Below are 15,659 nucleotides of genomic sequence, written 5' to 3'. Positions count from 1 at the left end.
AGCCAGGTAACCCATGCTTGCCATCGAGCAACTGCACAAGACCTTTCCCACCGCCCAAGGCCCGTTGCAGGTCCTGCGCGGCGTCGACCTGACCCTGGCGCGTGGCAGCAGCCTGGCCTTGATGGGTGAATCGGGCAGCGGCAAAAGCACGTTGCTGCATTTGCTCGCGGGCCTGGACCGCGCCGACAGCGGCCGCATCCTGATCGATGGGCAACCTTTGCCCAGTCACGACGAGGCTGCCCTGGCGCGCTGGAGGCGTGAGGGCATCGGCCTGGTCTTTCAGCAGTACAACCTGATCAGCAGCCTGGATGTGGCTGCCAACCTGGCATTCCAGGCGCGCCTGGCGGGCCGCCATGATCCCACATGGCTGGCCTACCTGGCCGAACGCCTGGGCTTGGCGGCGCTGCTGGAGCGTTACCCCGAACAGCTCTCAGGTGGCCAACAACAGCGAGTCGCCATCGGCCGCGCGCTGGCCAGCCGACCTTCGCTGCTGCTGGCCGACGAGCCGACCGGCAGCCTCGACGAGGCCACCAGCGACGAGGTACTGGCGTTGCTCTTGCAATTGGTCGGCGAGGCTGGCAGCAGCGTGCTGATGGTGACGCATAGCCCGCGGCTGGCAGCATGCCTGCAACATCGCTGCGTGCTGCACCAAGGTCGGGTGCAAGGCTGATGGCGCAGTTATTGATCAGCTTGCAGGCACTCGCCAGCCATTGGCGCCGTCACCGGCTGCAATGCATCAGCGTGTTCACCGGGTTGTGGCTGGCCACGGCGCTGTGGACCGGCGTGCAGGCGCTCAACGCCCAGGCGCGAAGCGACTATGCACAAGCGCGCGCGGTGCTGAGCGGGCCGGCGCACGCGCAAATCGTCGCGCGTGACGGGCAGCGTTTCGATCAGGCGCTGTACGTGCAACTTCGCCAATTGGGCTGGGCGGTGACGCCGGTGCTGGAGGGGCGGCTGCGCCTGGCCGAGGCGCCGACAGCGCACATCCGGGTGATCGGCATCGAGCCCCTGAGCCTGCTGCCCGGTATGGCGGTTGCTGGGGCAGATCCGGCCAGTGTCGATGTGCAGGCGTTCATCAACGCACCCGGCCAGGCCTGGGTCGCGCCGGACACCTTCGCGCAACTCGGCGCTGCGCCGCGCACGCCGGCGGGGCGGGCATTGCCACCGCTGTTGGTCAAAGCGCAACTGGCGCCAGGCGTGATGCTGGTCGATATCGGCATCGCTCAGGCCTTGCTCGATGCGCCCGGACAGCTGACGCGCCTGCTCGGCACCAGCGATCAGCCCCTGCCGGCTGCGCTCGCCGAACGGCTCTTGTTGCAACCTGCGCAGGACGACGCCGATTTGCAGCGCCTGACCGACAGCTTTCACCTCAACCTGACAGCGCTGGGCTTGCTGGCGTTTGTAGTCGGCCTGTTCATTGCGCATGCGGCCATCGGCTTGGCGCTGGAGCAGCGCCGCGGGTTGATGCGCACCTTGCGCGCCTGCGGGGTGAGCCTGCGCGTGCTGTTGGCCGCGTTGGCGCTGGAGCTGGGGCTGTTCGCCCTGGCGGGCGGCTTGGCTGGAGTGGCGGCGGGGTACGTGCTGGCGGCCGCGCTGCTGCCAGATTTTGCTTCGAGCCTGCGCGGGCTCTATGGCGCCGAGGTCGCTGGGCAGCTGCACCTGCCGTGGTACTGGTGGTTTGCCGGGGTTGCAGTGAGCATGCTCGGCGCGCTGATAGCGGGGCTGGACAGCTTGCTGCGCGCCGCACGTCTGCCGCTGCTGGCGCTGGCGCAACCCCAGGCCTGGCGGCTGGCGCAAGTGCCGTGGCTCAAGCGTCAGGCGCTGGCGGGAGTGACCTTGGCAGCACTGGCCATGGCCTGTGGCTACCTGGGCGACAACCTGTCCAGCGCCTTCGCCATGCTCGCCGCCCTGTTGCTGGCCGCTGCCTTGCTGTTGCCAGGCGCACTGGCGTTGCTGCTGGCGGGGCTTGCGCGTGGCGCCACGCGGCCGCTGGCGCAGTGGTTCGTCGCTGACTGCCGACAGCAGCTACCGGCGCTGAGCCTGGCGCTAATGGCATTGCTGTTGGCGTTGGCCGCCAGTGTCGGGGTGGGCGGCATGACCGAGGGCTTTCGCCGTACCTTTGTCGGTTGGCTGGATCAGCGGCTGGCGGCGGACCTATATGTTTCGCCGCGCGATCAAGACCAGGCGCTGCAGGTGCAACAGCAGGCTGAGCAGGATCCGCAGGTAAACGCGGTGCTGCCCAGCTGGCGTGTGGAGTGGCGGCTGCAGCAATGGCCGGTACAGGTGCAGGGTGTTATCGACCATCCGTTCTACCGCGCACACTGGCCGCTGCTTGAGCAGACTGCCGATGCCTGGACGCAGGTGTCGGCGGGCCGCGGGGTGATGCTCAGCGAGCAATTGGTCAGGCGCCTGGGCTTGGCCCTGGGCGCGCCGGTGCAGCTGCCGGGCCAGCCGCCGCAGGCGTTGCGCCTGGTGGGAATCTATGCCGACTACGGCAACCCCAAAGGGCATGCGCTGGTCGATGCTGGCTGGCTGCGTCAGCACGCACCGACCGCTAGCCTCGCTGGCTTGAGCCTGTTGATCCACCCGGGGCACATCGCAGCGGTGGAGCAAGCGCTGCGCGCGCGCCACGGCCTGGACGCTTCGCAATTAGTCGAGCAGGCCAGCCTGAAGCGCTGGTCGACGCAGATTTTCAGCCGTACCTTTGCCGTGACAGGGGCGTTGAACAGCCTGACACTGGGCGTTGCCGGTATTGCGTTATTCATCAGCCAGTTGACCTTGGGCCAGCAACGTCTAGGGCAGTTGGCGCCATTATGGGCACTTGGCGTGCCGCGACGCTGGCTGGCCTGGTTGAGCTTGGGCCAGACGCTGATGTTGAGTGGCTTTACGGTGATCCTCGCGATCCCCCTCGGCTTGCTGCTGGCCTGGTGCCTGGTGGCCGTGGTCAATGTGCAAGCCTTTGGTTGGCGGCTGCCCTGGCACGTGTTCCCCGACCAGTTGTTGCAGCTGGCGATGCTGGGGGTGTTGACCAGCCTGCTGGCCAGCGCCTGGCCGCTGTGGCAGTTGGCGCGGCGCCAGCCCAGCGATTTGTTGCGGCGGTTCAGCCATGAACGTTAAGCGGTGGGTGGCAGTGGCCACGCTCCTGCTCGCCGGTTGCGACGCGCCTGCGCCGCCGCCTTCGAGCTATGCGGGGTTGGGCGCCGATGCGGCAGCGTTCGAACAGGTGGTGCCTGGCCGCGCGTTGCAGTTCCCCCGCGACCATGCGGCGCATGACGGCTATCGCATCGAGTGGTGGTACGTAACGGCCAATCTGCGTGACGCCGAGGGGCGCGACTGGGGCGTGCAGTGGACGCTGTTCCGCTCGGCGCTGCGTCCCGGTCCGGAGACAGCTGACTGGAACAGCCCGAACGTGTGGATGGGGCACGCCGCGTTGACTGATCCGCACGGCCATCAGGTCAGCGAAACCCTGGCGCGTGGCGGCATCGGCCAGGCTGGCGCGCAGATTGGGCCAATGCGCGCGTGGATCGACGATTGGTCACTGCAAGGCGATGACGACATTCGCCACCTGCGCATGCGGGCCAGCGGCGCGGGCTTTCGCTACGACCTGGCGTTGGCCAGCGACAAGCCGTTGGTGCTGCATGGCAAGCAGGGTTACAGCGAAAAATCCGGCAAGGGCCAAGCCTCGTATTACTACAGCCAGCCGTTCTATGAGGTCACGGGTGAAATCGAACGAAATGGGCGGCGGATCGCCGTCACCGGCCAGGCTTGGCTCGACCGGGAGTGGAGCAGTCAACCGCTGGCAGCAGGGCAGAGCGGCTGGGACTGGTTCTCGCTGCACCTGGACGGCGGCGCCAAGCTCATGCTGTTTCAGGTGCGCGAAACGCAGGGTGCGCCCTACAGGGCCGGGACCTGGGTAGCGGCAGACGGGCGCGTGCGGCCGCTGCAAGCCGCCGAAATCCAGCTGACGCCGCTGGCCTGGACCGACCAGGGCAATGGCAAGCGCGTGCCAACCCGCTGGCGTGTGCAGGTGCCAGCGGTGCAGGTGGATGCGCAGGTGGATGCACTGCAATCCGAGGCCTGGATGGGCACGCGGTTTCCGTATTGGGAGGGGCCGGTACAGGTTGGTGGGCGTGTGCAGGGGCGCGGATATCTGGAGATGACTGGCTACTGATGCGGGATTCAGTCCTGAGGAGGGCACTTGTAGGAGCGGCCTCATGTCGCGAAAGGGCCGCAAAGCGGCCCCGGCAATTCCAGCTGCGAAGCTACCTTACTGGGGGCGCTGCGCACCGCTATCGCGACGCAAGGCCGCCCCCACAAAAAAGCGCTCCGCGATCGGCTCCTACATACCGACCACCGCGTGCGGCACGTAGGGCGCCTCGAGGCGGGCGACTTCTTCAGCGCTCAACTGCAGTGCCAAGGCCGCCACGGCATCATCGAGCTGAGCGACTTTCGAGGCACCGACAATCGGGGCCGAGACGCCGCGCTTGCCCAGCACCCAGGCCAGCGCCACCTGGGCCATCGGCACCCCGCGCTCGGCGGCGATCTGTTCGACTACATCGATGACGCGGCCATCCTGCGCCTCGGTGTTCAGGTAGAACGACTGGCCCGAGACATCGGTGCGGGTGCGCTGCGTCTGCTGACCGTGGGGGCGGGTCAGGCGGCCGCGGGCCATCGGGCTCCAGGGCATCAGGCCAACGCCTTGATCGAGGCACAGCGGGATCATCTCGCGCTCTTCTTCACGGTAGATCAGGTTCAGGTAGTTCTGCATCGACACGAAGCGGCTCCAGCCGTTGCTCGCTGCCACGTGCTGGGCCTTGGCGAATTGCCAGGCGTACATCGATGAGGCCCCGATGTAACGCGCCTTGCCGGCACGCACCACGTCGTTCAATGCCTCCATGGTTTCCTCGATCGGCGTGAGCGGGTCCCAGCGGTGGACCTGGTACAGGTCGATGTAATCAGTGCCCAGCCGCGTCAGGCTGGCATCGATGTTGGCCATGATCGCCTTGCGCGACAGGCCTTTTTCATTAGGTCGGTCGCTGCCTTCCCACATGTTGGCGGGGAAGAACACCTTGGTGGCGATCACGGTGTCTTCGCGCCGAGTGAACGCCTTGAGCAATTTGCCAAGAATGATCTCCGACGTGCCGGCCGAGTAGCTGTTGGCAGTATCGAAGAAGTTGATCCCCTGTTCCACGGCATGGCGGATGATCGGGCGGCTGTCAGCCTCGTTCAGGGTCCAGGGATGGGTGCCGGCAGCTGGCTCGCCAAAGGTCATGCAACCCAGGCAGAGCCGCGAAATGTCCAGCCCCGTGTTGCCCAATTTGACGTACTGCATATGCTGCTCCCAAGGGTTGTAAAGCGTTGGAGGGGAGCTTACTGCGCGCGTTCAGTTGCGAAAATTCCAGATAGCTGCACATGGAGTCTGCATAAATTCACAAGCGCAGTAACGGCTTGACCTGCTCTTGCAAAAAGTCGGTCACTGCCTTGATGCGCGGCGTGTTGCGTACATCCTCGTGCACGGCCAACCAGATCTCGATGCTCATGGCCTGGTCTTCACGACCGGCGTCCGCCAGCCCATGCTCCAGGGCCATGAATGCCGGCAAGCAAGCGATGCCCACGCCACCGGCCGCCGCCTGGGCCTGGATGCGCAGGTCGTTGCTTTGCAACACCAACGGCTGCTCGCCGCGTTGGCGGTTAAGCCACTGTTGCTGCGGCGAGCGGGCCTGTGAAGCGTCGTAGCCGATGTAGCGACCAGGGCTGCTGCTGCGCAGGTAGCCAGGCGAAGCGTACAGGCGGTAATCCAGGTAACCCAGCAGGCTGGCCACCAAGGTGGGCTCGGTCGGCCTGGCGAGCGTGATGCTGATGTCAGCCTCACGGCGGGCCAGCGAGGCGCGCGATTTGCTGCCGACCAGGCGCAGGCGCAGCTGCGGATAACGCTGGGCCAAACTGCCCAGGTGTCGGGCAATGATGCTGCCCAGCAGCGCCGGCGGTGCGGCCAGCACCACTTCACCTTCCACGCGTTGCTGGCCGGCCGTGGCGAAGTGCTCCAAGGCGAACGACGACTGCGTCATCTGCTCGGCGTATTCGCCCACGCGCCGCCCCTGTTCGGTCAATGCATAGGCCCTGGCCCTGCGATCGACCAATTTGAGCTGTAACGCGGCCTCCAGCGCGGCGATACGCCGGGCCACGGTGGCATGGTCGACACCCAGCTGCTTGGCTGCCGCCGAGAGCGAGCCAGTGCTGATGAATGCAGCGAAATGCCGCAGGTTTTCCCAATCGATCATGGCGGACCTCAAAGATGCAGCGCACATGATAAGCCCTAAGCTGTTGAGCGCTGCGATGAAACCGGTTTCATCATCATTTGGAACCGGCTAGAGTACGCGGCTTTCAAAAGCGGCAGCCGCTGATCCCTGACCAGAGGGAAGCTGGAACTGCCCTGAAAGCCGATGAGGATTCCACATGTCTGACCATGCACCCGACCACCCGAGGCGGGACTTTCTGCGCAAGACGCTGACCTTGATACCGGTGGTCACCGTGGCCAGCACGGGGCTGGGCGCGAGCCAGCTGCTCGCAGAGCCGGTGCACGCCCCAGCCGCACCGCGCAAGGTACCTGCCACGCCGCCGCCCAGCGACTACCAGCCCACGTTCTTCACCGCCGAAGAGTGGGCGTTCGTGCAAGCGGCAGTGGCACGCTTGATTCCCGCCGATGATCTCGGCCCTGGCGCCCTGGAAGCCGGTGCTGGCGAGTTCATCGACCGCCAGATGAACACGCCTTATGCCACCGGCGCCCTGTGGTACATGCAAGGCCCATTCAATGCCGATGCCGCCCCGGAGCTTGGCTACCAGATGCAGCTCAACCCGCAGCAGATCTACCGTCTGGGGATCGCCGCGGCCGATGCCTGGTGCAAGGACAGCAGCGGCAAAGCCTTCGCCGCCCAAGACAGCGCTACCCAGGATAAAGTTCTATCGGCGATCGAGGCGGGCGACATCGCCTTCGAGCAGGTGCCGGCCAAGCTGTTTTTCAGCCTGTTGCTGCAAAACACCCGCGAAGGTTTTTTCTGCGACCCCATCCACGGCGGTAACAAAGGCATGGTCGGCTGGACTCAAGTGGGCTTCCCCGGTGCTCGGGCCGATTTCATGGACTGGGCCGAACGCAACGAGCCGTACCCGTTCCCAGCCGTTTCGATTCGTGGGGAGAGGGCATAAGCATGGCCAATGCATTGAAGAAGGTTGACGCGGTGATCGTCGGCTTCGGCTGGACCGGCGCGATCATGGCCAAGGAGCTTACCGAGGCCGGCCTCAACGTGGTGGCGCTGGAGCGCGGGCCGATGCAGGACACCTATCCTGATGGCAGCTACCCGCAGGTGATCGACGAGCTGACCTACAGCATCCGCAAGAAGCTGTTCGTCGACGTCTCGAAAGAAACCGTGACCATCCGTCACAGCATCAATGACGTAGCGCTGCCCAATCGTCAGCTCGGCGCGTTCTTGCCCGGCAAGGGCGTGGGCGGCGCCGGCCTGCACTGGTCGGGCGTGCACTTTCGTGTGGACCCGATCGAGTTGCGCATGCGCAGCCACTACGAAGAACGCTACGGCAAAAGCTTCATTCCACAAGACATGACCATCCAGGACTTCGGCGTCAGCTATGAAGAGCTGGAGCCGTACTTCGATTTCGCCGAAAAAGTCTTCGGTACCTCCGGCCAGGCCTGGACCGTGCAAGGCAAGCTGGTCGGCGAAGGGAAGGGCGGCAACCCCTACGCACCCGACCGCTCCAACCCGTTCCCGCTGCCGGCGCAGAAGAATGTGGTGTCTGCGCAGCTGTACGCCAAGGCTGCTGCAAGCCTGGGCTACAAGCCGTACAACCTGCCGTCTGCCAACACCTCAGGGCCGTACACCAACCCATACGGGGCGCAGATGGGGCCGTGCAACTTCTGCGGCTTCTGCAGTGGCTACGTCTGCTACATGTACTCCAAGGCCTCGCCGAACGTGAACATTCTGCCGGCGTTGCGCCAGGTGCCGAACTTCGAGCTGCGCGCCAATGCGCATGTGCTTCGGGTCAACCTCGATGACAGCAAGCGCAAGGCCACCGGGGTCACCTACATCGATGCCCAGGGCCGTGAAGTGGAGCAGCCTGCGGACATCGTCATCCTCGCTGCCTTCCAGTTCAACAACGTGCGCCTGATGCTGCTTTCGGGCATCGGCAAGCCCTATGACCCAGTGAAAAACGAAGGCGTGGTCGGGCGTAACTTCGCCTATCAGAACATGGGCACGGTGAAGGCCTTCTTCGACAAGAACACTTATACCAACAACTTCATCGGTGCCGGCGGCAACGGCGTGGCCATCGACGATTTCAACGCCGACAACTTCGACCATGGCCCGCATGGCTTCGTCGGTGGCTCGCCGATGTGGGTCAACCAGGCCGGAACCCGGCCGATTGCCGGGGGCGGCACGCCACCAGGCACGCCCGCGTGGGGCAGCGCCTGGAAGAAGGCTACCGCCGACTACTACACCCACCAGGTGTCGATGGACGCCCACGGGGCCCACCAGTCCTACCGCGGCAACTACCTCGACCTGGACCCCACCTACCGCGATGCGTACGGCCAGCCGTTGCTGCGCATGACCTTCGACTGGCAGGAAAACGACATCAAGATGAACCAGTTCATGGTCGACAAACTGAGCAAGATCGCCCAGGCGATGAACCCGACATCCATCGCCGTGCTGGGCAAGAAGGTCAAGGAACACTTCAACACCGCCAACTACCAGACTACCCACCTGAACGGCGGGGCAATCATGGGCACCAATCCACGCACCAGCGCGCTTAACCGCTACCTGCAAAGCTGGGACGTGCACAACGTGTTCGTGCCGGGCGCTTCGGCATTCCCCCAAGGCCTGGGCTACAACCCCACCGGGCTGGTGGCGGCCTTGACCTACTGGTCGGCGCGGGCGATCCGCGAGCAGTACCTGAAAAACCCTGGCCCGCTGGTTCAGGTTTGAGGAGCGATGCACATGAAAAATCTGTTGATCGCCTCTTTACTGCTCGGCAGCGCCGCCAGCCATGCCGATGACGCCCTGATCAAGCAAGGCCAATACCTCGCCCGTGCCGGCGACTGCGTTGCCTGCCACACCGCCAAGGACGGCAAGCCGTTCGCTGGCGGTCTGCCGATGCAAACCCCAATCGGCACGGTGTACTCCACCAACATCACCCCGCATGCCAGCGGCATCGGCAACTACAGCTTCGCCGACTTCGACAATGCCGTGCGCAGGGGCATCGCCAAGGACGGCAGCACGCTGTATCCGGCCATGCCGTACCCGTCCTATGCGCGGGTAAGCGATGCCGACATGCAGGCGCTGTATGCCTATTTCATGCACGGGGTGGCACCTGTGGAGCAAGCCAACAAGCCGACCGACATTCCCTGGCCCTTGAGCATGCGCTGGCCGCTGTCGATCTGGCGTGGGCTGTTCGCCCCCGAGGTCAAGGCCTGGCAGGCCCCAAGTGGTGCGGACCCGGTGGTCAGCCGCGGCGCGTATCTGGTCGAAGGCCTGGGCCACTGTGGCGCTTGCCATACGCCGCGAGCGTTGACCATGCAGGAAAAAGCCCTGAGCCCGGCCGACGGCGAGCAGTTTCTGGCCGGCAGCGCGCCGCTTGAAGGCTGGATCGCCAAGAGCCTGCGCGGCGATCACAAGGACGGCTTGGGCAGCTGGAGCGAAGAGCAACTGGTGCAGTTCCTCAAGACCGGCCGCAGTGACCGCAGTGCGGTGTTCGGCGGTATGAGCGATGTGGTCGAGCACAGCCTGCAACACCTCAGCGACGACGACCTGACGGCCATCGCCCGTTACCTCAAGACGCTGCCGCCAAGCAATCCCGACGACCAACCGCATGCGTATGACCAGCAGGTAGCCGATGCCTTGTGGAAAGGCGACGACAGCAAGGCGGGTGCCTCGGTGTACATCGACAACTGCGCGGCCTGTCACCGCACCGATGGCCACGGTTATACCCGGGTGTTCCCGGCGCTGGCTGGCAACCCGGTGGTGCAGACAGCCGATGCGACATCGTTGATCCACATCGTACTGGCAGGCGGGACGCTGCCTGCAACCCACACGACACCGTCGAAATTCACCATGCCGGCGTTCGGCTGGCGGTTGAGCGATCAGGAGGTGGCTGACGTGGTGAACTTCATTCGCACCAGCTGGGGTAACCAGGGTGCCAAGGTAAGTGCCAAGGACGTGAAAGATTTGCGCTGAGGACCGAGGAGCACGTGGTAGAGCACCGGTTTTGCCAGTGCTCGCCTAGAGGTTAATGCTTCACCCAACAAGACGTGTTTAAACAATAGGTTACGAGGTTTATCTGATGTAAATTATGGCGTTCGACTATGCCTCCCGACCAGCGGAGGGTTGACGGACGCCATCGGTTTTGCTGTATTGAAACCGGTTTCATACGATGTCGCCTACAACAACCACAAGGGGCTTCGCCGTGACAGATTCAGCATCGCCTGCCCGCGGGCGGGTGACCATCAGTGAGGTGGCGCGAGTGGCCGGTGTGTCCAAGGCCACGGTTTCGCGATACATCGGCGGCGACCGCCAGCTCCTGGCCGACGCTACCGCCAAGCGCCTGGAAGAAGTCATCGAGCGCCTAGGCTACCGCCCCAACCAGATGGCCCGCGGCCTCAAGCGCGGCCAGACGCGGCTGATCGGCATGCTCGTGGCCGACATTCTCAATCCCTACTCAGTGGCCGTGATGCACGGCGTGGAAACGGCCTGCCGCCAGCACGGCTACAGCCTGGTGGTGTGCAACACCAACCGCGACGATGAGCAGGAGCGTCATCACCTGACCGCCCTGCAGTCCTACAACGTCGAAGGGCTGATCGTGAACACCCTGGGCCGTCACCAAGGCGAGCTGCTCAACCTGCAACGTGACATTCCCCTGGTGCTGGTCGACCGGCAGCTGCCTGAGCTGAACGTCGACCTGGTCGGGCTGGACAACGCCGATGCCGTCGAGCAGGCCCTGGACCATCTGCAGGCCCAAGGGTATCGCGATATCCTCGCCGTCACCGAGCCGCTCGATGGCACCAGCTCGCGCCAGGAACGAGTGGCAGCCTTCGGCGCCTCGATCAGCAAACGTAACGGCATGCGCCAGCAACTGCTGGAACTCGATGCCAGCCTGCCAGCACGGCTCGGCGCTTTCCTCGGCAGCCGCGGCCATGGCCCGCAAGCGATCTTCACCTTCAACGGCGTCGCTACCTTGGCCGTTACCCGCGTGCTGCACGAATCGGGCTGCAAGCTGTTCGACGACGTCGGGCTGATCGCGCTGGACGAGCTGGACTGGTATCCCCTGGTCGGCAGCGGTATCACCGCGCTGGCCCAACCGACCAACCGCATCGGCGTCGCGGCCTTCGAGTGCCTGCTCGAGCGCCTGCGCGGTAGCATCGAAGCGCCCAAGCGCATCGCGTTCAAAGCATCGCTGATTACCCGAGGTTCTACCCAACGCCCAACCTGATCACCGGGCAGCAGCGCTGCCCATGCATTTCAACAAAAATGAAACCGGTTTCATAAGGACAACAACAATGCACCCGAACCCCGTTTCCATCAGCCTTTCCAGCTACGGCGCAGACCTTGTACGCCAACGTGGCCAGGCCAGCTTCATCCCATTGCTTGTGGCGGCCGGTGTCCGCCGCATCGAGTTGCGCGAGGAGTTATTCGACGCACCTGTCGATGCTGCCGCCTTGCGCCAGGCCGTCGTCAGGTCTGGCCTTGAAGCCTTGTACTCTTCACCGCTTGAGCTGTGGACCCGCGATGGCCAGCCCGACCCGCAATTGCCGACCAAACTTGCCCAGGCCAAGGCGCTAGGGGCGGTGGCGCTGAAGGTGTCGCTCGGTCACTACCACGAACGCTGCCAACTGCCGGCCTTGCAGGCCATGCTCGGCGAGGGCGGGCCTCTGCTGCTGGTCGAGAATGACCAGACTGTGCAAGGCGGGCGGATCGAGCCCATGCTGCGTTTCTTCCAGCATGCCGAGGGTTGGGGATTGCCGCTGGGCATGACCTTCGATATCGGCAATTGGCAATGGCAGGGCGAGTCAGCGCTGCAGGCGGCGCGGCAACTGGGCCGCTGGGTGCGCTACGTGCACTGCAAGGCGGTCCAGCGTGGCGCTGACGGTCGTTTGCACGCAGTCGTGCCCAAGGCCGATGATCTGCAGGCCTGGCAAGGGTTATTCGAGGAATTCACCCCAGGCCTGGTTCGGGCAGTGGAGTACCCGCTGGTCAGCGACGACCTGCTGGCCGTGACCCGCGCCCAGGTGCAAACCCTTGGCAGCTTGGGCTTGACACTTGGCGCAGGCGAGGAGGTGAGCCATGCGTGAGCATGACGTGTTGTGCTTCGGCGAGACCATGGCCATGTTCGTCGCCGAGCAAGCCGGTGACCTTGCCCAGGTTGGCGCCTTCAGCAAGCGCATTGCGGGCGCTGACAGCAACGTTGCCATTGGTCTGGCACGCCTGGGCTTTGCCGTGCGCTGGCTGAGCCGGGTCGGGGATGACTCGCTAGGGCGCTTCGTACTCGCTAGCCTGCGCCGGGAAGGGTTGGACTGCGGCAGTGTCGAGATCGACGCCGGCTGTCCGACCGGTTTCCAGCTCAAAAGCCGCTGCGACGATGGCAGCGACCCTGCCGTCGAGTACTTCCGCGCAGGTTCGGCCGCCAGCCGCATGTCCACTGCGCTGCTGTCACCCACACTGCTCAAGGCCCGCCACCTGCACGCTACGGGCATACCGCCAGCGCTGTCGAGCAGCTGCCGCGCGCTGTCTCATGCGCTGATCGACAGCATGCGCGCAGCCAAGCGTACGGTGTCGTTCGACCCCAACCTGCGCCCTTCGCTGTGGCCAGATCAGCCCAGCATGGTCCGCGAGATCAACGCCCTGGCCGTCAAGGCGCAGTGGGTACTACCAGGTCTGGAAGAGGGCCGGCTGCTCACCGGGCAACGCACCCCTGCCGATATCGCCGCTTTCTACCTCGACCAGGGGGTAGAGCACGTGGTGATCAAGCTCGGCGACACCGGTGCCTATTACCGCAACCAACGCGAAGCAGGGCAGGTCGCGGCCGTACCGGTGGCCAAGGTGGTCGACACGGTGGGCGCCGGCGATGCCTTTGCCGTGGGCGTGGTCAGTGCGCTGCTCGAAGGCCGCGCGCTGGTCGAGGCGGTGGCCCGAGGCAATTGGTGCGGCAGCCGCGCGGTGCAGTCGCGCGGCGACATGGAAGGCTTGCCCAGCCGCAGCGAACTGCAAGCGCACGAACTGCGCAGAAGTGCCTGAAACTCTGATCGCCGGCATGCCGGCCCTGTTGCGACAAAAACAACACGCTCAGGAGCACCCTTCATGCAATCGACTCGCCTCGCACCACGCCGCTGGTGGTACATCATCCCGATCGTCTTCATCACCTACAGCCTGGCCTACCTGGACCGCGCCAACTACGGCTTCGCCGCTGCCTCCGGCATGGCCGATGACCTGAAGATCACGCCCGTGCTGTCTTCGCTGCTGGGGGCGCTGTTCTTCCTTGGTTATTTCTTCTTTCAGGTCCCCGGCGCGATCTACGCCGAAAAACGCAGCGTGAAGAAACTGATCTTCGTCAGCCTGATCCTCTGGGGCGGCCTGGCGACCCTGACCGGCATGATCAGCAACGTCTACCTGCTGATCGCCATTCGCTTTTTGCTCGGCGTGGTCGAGGCGGCGGTCATGCCGGCCATGCTGGTGTACCTGTGCCACTGGTTCACCCGAGCCGAGCGCTCGCGCGCCAACACCTTCCTGATGCTGGGCAACCCGGTGACCATCCTGTGGATGTCGGTGGTGTCCGGCTACCTGATCAAGCACTTCGACTGGCGCTGGATGTTCATCATCGAAGGCCTGCCGGCGGTACTCTGGGCGTTCATCTGGTGGCGCCTGGTAGATGATCGCCCGGCGCAGGTGCAGTGGTTGAGCGAGCAGGACAAAACCCAGCTGCAACAGGCCCTGGCCGCAGAGCAGCAGGGCATAAAACCGGTAAAGAACTACCGTGAAGCGTTTCGCTCGCCGCAGGTCATCGTGCTGTCGCTGCAGTACTTCTGCTGGAGCATTGGCGTGTATGGCTTCGTGCTGTGGCTGCCTTCGATTCTCAAGCAAGCGGCCAATGTCGACATCGTCGAGGCCGGCTGGCTGGCCTCGGTGCCTTACATGGCGGCGGTGATCGGCATGATCGGGGTGTCCTGGGCTTCGGACCGTTTGCAAAAGCGCAAGCGCTTCGTGTGGCCGCCATTGCTGATCGCCGCAGTAGCGTTCTATGGCTCCTACGCGTTGGGCACCGAGCATTTCTGGTTGTCGTATGCGCTGTTGGTGATCGCCGGGGCCTGTATGTACGCTCCTTACGGACCATTCTTCGCCATCGTCCCGGAAATCTTGCCAAGCAACGTGGCCGGTGGGGCCATGGCATTGATCAACAGCATGGGCGCGCTGGGTTCGTTCGGCGGCTCGTGGCTGGTCGGCTACCTCAATGGCGCCACCGGCGGGCCGGGCGCCTCGTACCTGTTCATGTCGGGAGCGCTGCTGGCGGCGGTGGCGCTCACGGCCGTGTTGAAAACCTCTCAGACTCCCGGCCGGGCGCAACGCGGCGGGCCACGTCTGGCCATGAGCCAATAGGAAACTGTCATGAAAAAACGTGTGGTCTTATACAAACGCTTGTCGCCAGCCCTGTTGGCGCAACTCGAGCAGCAGGTCGAGGTGACCTGGGTCGATACCAGCGCCGCCGACGGCCTGGCGCGCTTGCGCGACGCCTTGCCCGGCGCCCACGGGCTGCTCGGCGCCAGTCTGCGCCTGGACGCTGGATTGCTCGACCTGGCGCCGCAGCTGCAAGTGATCGCCAGCGTGTCCGTTGGGGTCGACAACTACGACATTGAAGCGCTGACCCGGCGCGGCATCATGCTCACCAACACCCCCGACGTGCTGACCGAAACCACCGCTGACACAGGATTGGCCTTGTTGCTGGCCACGGCGCGGCGCGTGGTCGAGCTGGCCAATTGGGTGCGCGACGGGCACTGGCAGGCCAGCCTCGGGCCGGCGCATTTTGGCAACGACGTGCACGGCAAGCGCATCGGTATCGTCGGTATGGGCCGGATCGGCCAAGCCGTGGCGCGACGGGCAGCAGCCGGGTTCGGCATGCAGGTGCTGTACCACAGCAACCGGCCGAAACCTGAGGTGGAAGCTCGCTATTCGGCGCGCTACTGCGACCTCGATACCTTGTTGGCCGAGGCAGACTATGTGTGCCTGACAGTGCCGCTCAGTGCAGCCACCGAGAAGCTGATCGGTGCCCGCGAGCTAGCCTTGATGAAGCCTGAAGCCATTCTGGTGAACATCGCCCGGGGACGTGTGGTCGATGAGGCGGCGCTGCTGGTTGCGTTGCAGGAAAAACGCATCCGTGGCGCAGGCCTGGATGTGTTCGTGCAAGAACCGCTGCCGGCCGACTCGCCATTGCTGCGGCTGGAAAACGTAGTGGCAACCCCGCACATCGGCTCGGCCACCCACGAAACCCGTGAAGCCATGGCCCGCTGCGCCGTGGAAAACCTGCTGAGCGCCCTGGCCGGGCAACGGCCGGCGAACGTGGTCAATTGACCCCACGAACGGCCTGGAAAATTTATTTTCCAGGCCGTGCCA

The 15,659-nt window shown here is 64.6% G+C and carries 13 protein-coding genes; 11 read left to right on the top strand and 2 right to left on the bottom strand.

The window, feature by feature from the left end:
- Positions 1 to 13: 13 nt before the first annotated feature.
- From FS665_RS20560 to FS665_RS20550, 3 genes are read left to right on the top strand one after another with little or no spacing between them, the layout of a single operon-like run.
- Positions 14 to 670, top strand: a complete 657-nt coding sequence (locus FS665_RS20560; RefSeq protein ID WP_145192759.1) for an ABC transporter ATP-binding protein — start codon at positions 14 to 16, stop codon at positions 668 to 670.
- Positions 670 to 3,117 carry an FtsX-like permease family protein gene (locus tag FS665_RS20555; protein ID WP_145192757.1) on the top strand — a complete coding sequence of 816 codons (2,448 nt, stop codon included), beginning with the start codon at positions 670 to 672 and terminating at the stop codon, positions 3,115 to 3,117. The genes FS665_RS20560 and FS665_RS20555 overlap by 1 nt, the downstream gene beginning before the upstream one ends.
- The gene (locus tag FS665_RS20550; RefSeq protein ID WP_145192756.1) at positions 3,107 to 4,171 is read left to right on the top strand and encodes a lipocalin-like domain-containing protein; all 1,065 of its coding nucleotides are present in this window, start codon (positions 3,107 to 3,109) and stop codon (positions 4,169 to 4,171) included. Before FS665_RS20555 ends, FS665_RS20550 begins: the two co-directional genes overlap by 11 nt.
- A 168-nt stretch (positions 4,172 to 4,339) precedes the next feature.
- Here FS665_RS20550 and FS665_RS20545 read toward each other — a convergent pair whose 3' ends face one another.
- Positions 4,340 to 5,332, bottom strand: coding sequence for an aldo/keto reductase (locus tag FS665_RS20545; protein ID WP_145192754.1), 993 nt, complete (start codon positions 5,330 to 5,332; stop codon positions 4,340 to 4,342).
- 97 nt (positions 5,333 to 5,429) lie between these two features.
- Positions 5,430 to 6,281 (bottom strand): LysR family transcriptional regulator, encoded by an 852-nt coding sequence (locus FS665_RS20540; RefSeq protein WP_145192753.1) that lies wholly within the window; start codon positions 6,279 to 6,281, stop codon positions 5,430 to 5,432.
- 175 nt (positions 6,282 to 6,456) lie between these two features.
- Between FS665_RS20540 and FS665_RS20535 the strand changes: the two genes are divergently transcribed.
- The 8 genes from FS665_RS20535 to FS665_RS20500 all read left to right on the top strand — a co-directional run bounded on the left by FS665_RS20535 (position 6,457) and on the right by FS665_RS20500 (position 15,617).
- A complete protein-coding gene (locus tag FS665_RS20535; protein WP_145192751.1) occupies positions 6,457 to 7,203 on the top strand; it encodes a gluconate 2-dehydrogenase subunit 3 family protein in 747 nt (248 codons plus the stop codon).
- A 2-nt stretch (positions 7,204 to 7,205) separates the two neighbouring features.
- Positions 7,206 to 8,990, top strand: a complete 1,785-nt coding sequence (locus FS665_RS20530) for a GMC family oxidoreductase (protein WP_145192749.1) — start codon at positions 7,206 to 7,208, stop codon at positions 8,988 to 8,990.
- Positions 8,991 to 9,002: 12 nt separating this feature from the next.
- On the top strand, positions 9,003 to 10,238 hold the full coding sequence (locus tag FS665_RS20525) for a cytochrome c (protein ID WP_145192747.1): 1,236 nt from the start codon (positions 9,003 to 9,005) through the stop codon (positions 10,236 to 10,238).
- A gap of 229 nt (positions 10,239 to 10,467) precedes the next feature.
- Entirely contained in the window at positions 10,468 to 11,490 is a 1,023-nt protein-coding gene (locus FS665_RS20520; protein ID WP_145192745.1) for a LacI family DNA-binding transcriptional regulator, read from the top strand.
- 67 nt (positions 11,491 to 11,557) lie between these two features.
- A complete protein-coding gene (locus FS665_RS20515; protein WP_145192743.1) occupies positions 11,558 to 12,349 on the top strand; it encodes a sugar phosphate isomerase/epimerase in 792 nt (263 codons plus the stop codon).
- Complete coding sequence (locus tag FS665_RS20510) at positions 12,342 to 13,292, top strand: sugar kinase (protein WP_145192741.1); 951 nt, start codon at positions 12,342 to 12,344, stop codon at positions 13,290 to 13,292. The genes FS665_RS20515 and FS665_RS20510 overlap by 8 nt, the downstream gene beginning before the upstream one ends.
- Before the next feature lie 63 nt (positions 13,293 to 13,355).
- Complete coding sequence (locus FS665_RS20505) at positions 13,356 to 14,648, top strand: MFS transporter (protein WP_145192739.1); 1,293 nt, start codon at positions 13,356 to 13,358, stop codon at positions 14,646 to 14,648.
- A 9-nt stretch (positions 14,649 to 14,657) separates the two neighbouring features.
- Positions 14,658 to 15,617 (top strand): D-glycerate dehydrogenase, encoded by a 960-nt coding sequence (locus tag FS665_RS20500; RefSeq protein ID WP_145192737.1) that lies wholly within the window; start codon positions 14,658 to 14,660, stop codon positions 15,615 to 15,617.
- Positions 15,618 to 15,659: the final 42 nt, after the last annotated feature.

This window comes from Pseudomonas sp. URMO17WK12:I11 (genome assembly GCF_007677725.1).
Classification (GTDB): Bacteria; Pseudomonadota; Gammaproteobacteria; order Pseudomonadales; family Pseudomonadaceae; genus Aquipseudomonas.
Note: the sequence above shows the minus strand (reverse complement) of the source record. Positions and strands in the feature narration are given on the sequence as shown.

Bases quoted from the DNA above. Each gene is read 5' to 3' on its own strand.
- FS665_RS20535 (WP_145192751.1), top strand. From the start codon at position 6,457: ATGTCTGACCATGCACCCGACCACCCGAGGCGGGACTTTCTGCGCAAG.
- FS665_RS20555 (WP_145192757.1), top strand. From the start codon at position 670: ATGGCGCAGTTATTGATCAGCTTGCAGGCACTCGCCAGCCATTGGCGC.
- FS665_RS20545 (WP_145192754.1), bottom strand. From the start codon at position 5,332: ATGCAGTACGTCAAATTGGGCAACACGGGGCTGGACATTTCGCGGCTC.
- FS665_RS20515 (WP_145192743.1), top strand. From the start codon at position 11,558: ATGCACCCGAACCCCGTTTCCATCAGCCTTTCCAGCTACGGCGCAGAC.
- FS665_RS20560 (WP_145192759.1), top strand. From the start codon at position 14: ATGCTTGCCATCGAGCAACTGCACAAGACCTTTCCCACCGCCCAAGGC.
- FS665_RS20500 (WP_145192737.1), top strand. From the start codon at position 14,658: ATGAAAAAACGTGTGGTCTTATACAAACGCTTGTCGCCAGCCCTGTTG.
- FS665_RS20550 (WP_145192756.1), top strand. From the start codon at position 3,107: ATGAACGTTAAGCGGTGGGTGGCAGTGGCCACGCTCCTGCTCGCCGGT.
- FS665_RS20525 (WP_145192747.1), top strand. From the start codon at position 9,003: ATGAAAAATCTGTTGATCGCCTCTTTACTGCTCGGCAGCGCCGCCAGC.
- FS665_RS20510 (WP_145192741.1), top strand. From the start codon at position 12,342: ATGCGTGAGCATGACGTGTTGTGCTTCGGCGAGACCATGGCCATGTTC.
- FS665_RS20530 (WP_145192749.1), top strand. From the start codon at position 7,206: ATGGCCAATGCATTGAAGAAGGTTGACGCGGTGATCGTCGGCTTCGGC.
- FS665_RS20505 (WP_145192739.1), top strand. From the start codon at position 13,356: ATGCAATCGACTCGCCTCGCACCACGCCGCTGGTGGTACATCATCCCG.
- FS665_RS20540 (WP_145192753.1), bottom strand. From the start codon at position 6,281: ATGATCGATTGGGAAAACCTGCGGCATTTCGCTGCATTCATCAGCACT.